Origin of the sequence: Pantoea sp. 18069 (genome assembly GCF_902706035.1) — a bacterium.
GTDB lineage: Bacteria > Pseudomonadota > Gammaproteobacteria > Burkholderiales > Burkholderiaceae_C > Comamonas.
The window spans coordinates 1-4081 of record NZ_CACSJA010000071.1; the positions used below are offsets into that span (position 1 = coordinate 1).

Sequence of the window (4081 nt, forward strand, 5' to 3'; positions counted from 1 at the left end):
TGATGTCCTGCAGGCGCTCCACGCGCACGCCGGTGATTTCCAGCCAGATGCGGGCCAGCGCCTTGGGCATGTGGATTGCCGGTTTCCATGGCCGCAGGTCTGCGTGGTCGCCGTCAGCGCGATAGAAGCAGTTCCGCTCAAATGGCGCAAACGTCTCACGCACATAGATGCGGTCACCGGGCTGGCCGAATGGGCAGCGCTGCTCATCGATGTGCCACCACGATGGGCCATCATCATCCTGCAGCCATCCCTTGGCTTCGCCGCCCAACCCCTCGTACCAGCTGCAGCTCGCCGGCACCTTGAAGATCCGCCGCGTCTGCATCTTGCTGCCATCGAGGATGGAGCGCACCAGGGGCGCCTTGAACATCAGTCCGGTTTCTTTCATGGGGTGGTTCCTTACTGCGCCGCGGCGCGCTCTGCTGAATCGCTGTAGCCGAAGCGCTCGAAGTCGGTCTCGGCGAAGTAGTTGCCGATGAACCGGCGTTTTTGTGCGGCGCTGGGCGGCGGGGAAGCTGTGCACGGCTTCTCGCACATGCACATGCATGGGTGGTTTGCCAGCGGGCACCAATCAGGGGGGTACGCCATCACGCACCGCCTTTCTGCGCTGCTGCGCGCTCCGTCATGCGTGCCCGTGTCTGCTCGACCCGATGCTGATGATTTCGCTGACGGCCCATCATGCTGATGGCTTTTCGCCAAGTGACAGTAGGTGGCCGCTTCCCGCGCCATTTCTCGATAGGCAATTTGCCACTGCGGTAGTCGCGCAAATCCCGCGCAGCTTCTTCACTCCATGGAGCGCCAGCATGCATCGCTGTCAGGTCGCGCACCTCTTCCAGTTTCAGGGGGGCGTATACGGGCGGCGCTGCGATCTGGTGTAGCCACTGCCCGGGCGTTGCCCTGAGTGCCTGTAGCCTGTTGGCCAGCACGCAGGCGAAATCGGCAGCCAGGGTGTCGTTGATGTAGCGCGTGAAGTCGTGGCGCTTCAGCTCATTTGCGAAGTACCAAGCCACGTAACCGCGGCCGCCTTTCGAGGTGCGCAGGTCAAAGTCTGGGGCTACAGGGCGTGTGGTGGTCATGCGGCTATTTCCGTGGTTGCAGGTGCTGCAGGTGCTGCAGATGTTGCGAGAGCCGCGCGGCCTGCGGCCGTGGGCAGGTGATTGATGCCGGCCAGCATTCCCTTGCGATGCAGGGCCTGGACGGTGCTGAAAGGGCCGGAGGCGCGCGGCCGGGGCACGCCGTGCTCGAGCGGGCGCCCGGCGATGGCGTTGGCCAGCATTGCGCGCTGTGGGCGGGAGAGGGTGCGCTGGCTCATGCCTCTGCTTGCGGAAATGAAAAAGCCCGCTCTTGCGGGCTGGGTCAGGGCGAAAAAAAACCCGCGCTAGGCGGGCCACTGGGAGTGTTGTGAGTTTTCAACGGTCATCTACATCGAGATTGAGAGCATAGGTGTCGCCGAACCGCGGGTGGATCTGGTTAATCTTCTCTATGAAATCTGGATAGTTTTTGGACAGCTTCATGATGGTTGTGACCGACGCTAGGTGCTCTTTCAATCGTGGGTGGCCCACCTGTTCCGTGAGGCGTCGGTGTAGATGTGCCTTTTTCTCATCCTTTGCGGCTTGTTTTTTCATCTCTTCCAGCAAGCCAGGGGCTAGACGTTGATAGACGATGTCGTTGGTCAGAACACCGAAGTACTGTGGCCGATAGTTTTCCCGTTCCGGTGGGTATTCCAGCCCCCTCAGCCTGAAGAGATGTTCATAAAAGTCAGTTGGAAATGTCTTGACATATGGCTGCAGCTCCTTTGCGACCCAGGCCTCTAGGATTTTTGCCAGAGCATCTTTAGCACGCTCCCGTTGATAGCCTGTTGCCTCATCGACCAGCGCGATGATGCCAACTCTGGCGAACCCTCGCACCAGGATTTCTGCTTGTGCGGCGATGTGTTCCTGCTGTTTTTGTAACGCGCCTTTAGCTCGGGCACTCAGAACGACATCGCAGATGTCGGCCAGTACGGTTGCTGGATATCCGAAAGCGAGGCCTCCACCCATGGACGTGCGGAACTTGATCGGATGGGCCACCAACTGCATCAGTTCACTGTTGACAAATGGAGAAATGGCTTTGCCGCCAAGAAAACTGGTGATGCGGTCGTCGCCGGAACTGCGGCTGCCGTACTTCATCCCAAGTCCGGCAACAACCCCACGCTGCGAAAGCACTCGTGTTCCATCTTCAAGGACATAGCATGGCAGTTCGACATCACCAATTTTCAGGGGATGATCTGCGGATCCATGGGTTGCTTTGGGGAGGTTCTTCATATCGGCTTTTGCTTGCGCGGCATTGCGAGCAGATTCGCTGCGCTCTGATGGACTCATGGATGCGGCACGTGCTTTGCCGCCTGCCGCTTTTTTGGTAGTTTTTGTCGTCATTGATCAGCGCCTTAAACAAAGTTGAAGTGCGTGCATTATTTGTAATTGCAGGCATATTTGTCAAATATGCGTGCAAATATTTTCATCAAAGACGCGAGTGATCAGCGAGGCTATGCTCCCCGGCATGAGTTGGTCATGCAATCCTCAGAAGTGAAAAGTCACACTACTGCGGGCTCTACCAAGGGTGCTGGCGAGGGTCAGCCGATCGGGCGATGCTGCGTGATGCTGGTGATCCCGTTCGGCAGACCTGCCGTCACGGTGCTTGTGCTGGGCAGCGCCTGTAGGAAGCCGCTGGTGTCTTGGCCCGTTGCCTTGATGTAGTCGACCTCCACACGGGCTGTGTCCACCAGCACGCCAGCAACTTGCGCCACGGCGCGCGCGCGGTCTGGCTCCATGGGGTTCTCGTGATCGCGCAGGCCGGCCAGGGTGGCCATCAGGTGTTCACGAAGCTCAGAAATGTGTGGTTGGCTCATGCTGGGTTATCCGTTGGTGGTGGTGTTTCTCTTGGCGGCCAGCCGATACAGCGTCGGCGAAATGCCGCAGCTTGCAGAAGTTCGGGATCTCCGGACGCCTCTTCATTGCGTATGAGGGTCTCGACAAGCCATCTGCTGTGCTGCGCAACGGTGAGCCCGCCGCGCGCGCTGGTTGATTTGCTACAGTCGAATTTTTTGGAGAGGTATCGAATGACTCAAGTGAACCAAGATGCGGTTGAAAAGATGGCGCTGGAGTGCGTAATCACGGCTCTCAAAAAGGACGGTTACGACCTTCAGCGTCTTATCAATTCGGTGAACACCGTTGCGCTACTGGAAGAGGGTGACGCGGGTACTTCTGGCACCAATCCGCAACACAAGACGGCTGTTATCACAAGAGTTTCTGAGCTCTGCGGAACGCGACCCAAAGGGCAGTAATCGCCCGCGCGGTGGGCTGGGTTCAACTATGGGCAGCCGCATGGAGGGCTTTCGCCTTCCTCAAGGTGGCTGGGTGCTGGGGATCCGCAGTGGATGCAGCGGGGCTTAGTGAGGGCGACCCAGCGCATGCCGATCCAGGCCAAGCCGCGAATGTTTTTCTTCACCGGCGTGCCGGCCTTGGCCTTGCTGAAGTGCTTGCAGTGGGGTGAAAAAATGCGTACCGCACTCACGTAGCAACTGATTTATGAACTTCAAAGCTCTGCTTCTTGTCTCGTTTTCGCTAGCTCTCAGCGCCTGCAGCGGCATGTCCAAGGAGGATTGGGGCGACTACGTTCGTACCGCAATAGAGATGGACAAGGGCTATGTGCCGCCCCGGGCATCTGCGCAACCTCAGCTTCTCAATTCAGGCTTTAAGCCAAATGCGTTTGGTCCTGGGGTGCATATGAACCAATATGGCCAAGCGGTGACTTTGCAGGCCCCGGGCGGCGCGCAGGGCGAGATGCTGCAGATCAAGCCAAATGCATACGGCCCAGGCGTACACATGGACCAATATGGGCGGCCAGTGAGAGAACGTCCGTACCCGTAGCAAATTTCACATAGCGCGCATTGGCGGCGGCTGTGTGTCGCCAAGTACTACGCACGTTCATCGTCTGGGGTGTTGGCGTTGTGAATGGTGAGGGACGGGATGCCTGGGCAATCCGTGGGAATGCGGTAGGTGGTGCCGCCGGCCCAGGTCTTGGCGGTGGCGGTACCGGGCAGGCC

The 4081-nt window shown here is 58.8% G+C and carries 7 protein-coding genes and 1 pseudogene; 2 read left to right on the forward strand and 6 right to left on the reverse strand.

Going from position 1 to position 4081, the window contains the following annotated elements; genetic code table 11:
* The 6 genes and pseudogenes from GVL12_RS25485 to GVL12_RS25510 all read right to left on the reverse strand — a co-directional run.
* Positions 1-385 (reverse strand): annotated as a pseudogene (locus tag GVL12_RS25485) (hypothetical protein); the annotation flags it as partial.
* Between the two features lie 11 nt (positions 386-396).
* Positions 397-534, reverse strand: a complete 138-nt coding sequence (locus GVL12_RS25490; RefSeq protein ID WP_235033982.1) for a hypothetical protein — start codon at positions 532-534, stop codon at positions 397-399.
* A 50-nt stretch (positions 535-584) separates the two neighbouring features.
* Positions 585-1073: a hypothetical protein gene (locus GVL12_RS25495; RefSeq protein WP_159918355.1), complete on the reverse strand. Its 489-nt coding sequence runs from the start codon at positions 1071-1073 to the stop codon at positions 585-587.
* Entirely contained in the window at positions 1070-1309 is a 240-nt protein-coding gene (locus GVL12_RS25500) for a hypothetical protein (protein WP_159918356.1), read from the reverse strand. The genes GVL12_RS25495 and GVL12_RS25500 overlap by 4 nt, the downstream gene beginning before the upstream one ends.
* A gap of 97 nt (positions 1310-1406) precedes the next feature.
* Entirely contained in the window at positions 1407-2411 is a 1005-nt protein-coding gene (locus GVL12_RS25505; protein ID WP_159918357.1) for a P63C domain-containing protein, read from the reverse strand.
* Between the two features lie 197 nt (positions 2412-2608).
* A complete protein-coding gene (locus tag GVL12_RS25510; RefSeq protein WP_200844084.1) occupies positions 2609-2884 on the reverse strand; it encodes a hypothetical protein in 276 nt (91 codons plus the stop codon).
* Positions 2885-3094: 210 nt separating this feature from the next.
* On the opposite strand from GVL12_RS25510, the gene GVL12_RS25515 reads away from it, so the two are divergent.
* Together GVL12_RS25515 and GVL12_RS25520 are read left to right on the forward strand one after the other, a co-directional pair.
* Entirely contained in the window at positions 3095-3319 is a 225-nt protein-coding gene (locus GVL12_RS25515; protein ID WP_159918358.1) for a hypothetical protein, read from the forward strand.
* Between the two features lie 244 nt (positions 3320-3563).
* Positions 3564-3905, forward strand: a complete 342-nt coding sequence (locus GVL12_RS25520) for a hypothetical protein (protein ID WP_159918359.1) — start codon at positions 3564-3566, stop codon at positions 3903-3905.
* The last annotated feature ends 176 nt before the right edge of the window (positions 3906-4081 follow it).

Excerpts from the sequence above, each read along its gene's own strand:
- GVL12_RS25490 (WP_235033982.1), bottom strand. The coding sequence starts at position 534 with ATGTGCGAGAAGCCGTGCACAGCTTCCCCGCCGCCCAGCGCCGCACAA.
- GVL12_RS25495 (WP_159918355.1), bottom strand. The coding sequence starts at position 1,073 with ATGACCACCACACGCCCTGTAGCCCCAGACTTTGACCTGCGCACCTCG.
- GVL12_RS25500 (WP_159918356.1), bottom strand. The coding sequence starts at position 1,309 with ATGAGCCAGCGCACCCTCTCCCGCCCACAGCGCGCAATGCTGGCCAAC.
- GVL12_RS25505 (WP_159918357.1), bottom strand. The coding sequence starts at position 2,411 with ATGACGACAAAAACTACCAAAAAAGCGGCAGGCGGCAAAGCACGTGCC.
- GVL12_RS25510 (WP_200844084.1), bottom strand. The coding sequence starts at position 2,884 with ATGAGCCAACCACACATTTCTGAGCTTCGTGAACACCTGATGGCCACC.
- GVL12_RS25515 (WP_159918358.1), top strand. The coding sequence starts at position 3,095 with ATGACTCAAGTGAACCAAGATGCGGTTGAAAAGATGGCGCTGGAGTGC.
- GVL12_RS25520 (WP_159918359.1), top strand. The coding sequence starts at position 3,564 with ATGAACTTCAAAGCTCTGCTTCTTGTCTCGTTTTCGCTAGCTCTCAGC.